The organism is Rhizobium giardinii bv. giardinii H152, from assembly GCF_000379605.1.
GTDB classification, from domain to species: Bacteria; Pseudomonadota; Alphaproteobacteria; order Rhizobiales; family Rhizobiaceae; genus Pararhizobium; species Pararhizobium giardinii.
On sequence record NZ_KB902607.1, the window covers coordinates 1 to 1,303 of the forward strand.

Below are 1,303 nucleotides of genomic sequence, written 5' to 3' on the forward strand. Positions count from 1 at the left end.
GATATTGGCCAAGCCACATCTGATCGACGACGATGACATCGGCGTCTGAAGTTTTGGCGACGAAAGCAGAGACAAGGCGCGACTGGAGGGCGTCATAGGAAAGGCTTTCCAGTTCCACCTTGATGCCGGTTTCCTTCTCGTATTCGGGGATCATCGCCTTCATCGAAAAGAAGAACGGATCTTCAACGGACAGGACACGCACCGTATTTGCGTCTTGTGCAGCGGCACGCCGTGACACAGCCAAAGAACCGGCGCCAGCCACGAGAGCTGCGACGGAAGCGCTCTTCAGCAGATCCCGGCGCGACATATTTCCAATATCGATTGTCATAAGAACCTCCTCAGTTGCTATGTAATCCAATCCAAGCCCCTCAGCGCAGCCCTTCAGGCTTCCGGTATTGGGACTGAGATCGTTACCCCTAGTGTGCTTTTGTCAGCAGTTAGTTTGTACTTCGCACAAACTTATGCTAGTGTCAAGAAGTTGTCGCAATGAAATTCACGGTGTCGAGCACCGGCTTGTTTTGCGTCGTTGGAGAAGACCCACGCATGTCTGGTCGAGCGAGAATGTAGAGGGTACAAAGGGAGCCAGCAATTGGAGATGCAAGGTGAAGTTTGAGAGTCAGCCGTCCTATTCGTTGGGTCATCGCACGCCTGCGAGCAGAGAAGCCGCGGTAAGCGAGCATGGCGTTAACGTTACCCTAGTCTCGCAATCAGCGCTCGGCGCCATTAATCGCGGTCGGGTGCTGCAAGCTTTATATGATAATGGACCGAAAAGCCGGGCCGACCTGGCGCGTCTTGCCGGCGTAAACCGGACAACGATAACCGGCATCGTTCAGCCGATGATCGAGGAACAACTTCTCGTCGAGGGAGATGCGTCGCCGTCCGACGTCAAAGGCGGCAAGCCGGCCCGTCCGCTTTATTTCAATCCTGATGCACCGATGCTTGGCGCAGTGCTCCTTCTGCCCGGTACGATACAGGCCTGCCTTGTTGCATTAACCGGTGAGATCAAGGCCGTTACAAAAGCTGAGTTCGATCCGCTTGGCGACAAAGAAGCATTTTTAGCTGTTATGACAAAGACGCTTACTTCCACGCTGTCGCAAGCCCAACAAGCCCCGTTTGGCATCGGCGTGGCCTCTGCTGGAATGATCGACAGTGACAACGGGACCATTCTTACCGTCAACCTCGCTCCCGTCCTGACGGGGCTCCCCCTTGTAGCCATTTTACAAGAGCGCTTCTCTCTTCCGGTTGTCATCGATCATCACCCCCGTGCCTTGCTTGTTGGGGACAGATGGTTCGGGCCCGGCCG

At 55.0% G+C, this 1,303-nt stretch carries 2 protein-coding genes; one reads left to right on the top strand and one right to left on the bottom strand.

Going from position 1 to position 1,303, the window contains the following annotated elements; translation table 11 throughout:
* On the bottom strand, positions 1–328 hold a 328-nt coding region (locus A3AY_RS34940; RefSeq protein ID WP_040668445.1), incomplete at its 3' end, for an extracellular solute-binding protein.
* 274 nt (positions 329–602) lie between these two features.
* On the opposite strand from A3AY_RS34940, the gene A3AY_RS34945 reads away from it, so the two are divergent.
* Positions 603–1,303 (top strand): ROK family transcriptional regulator (locus tag A3AY_RS34945; protein WP_018325530.1); only part of this gene is annotated, 701 nt, incomplete at its 3' end.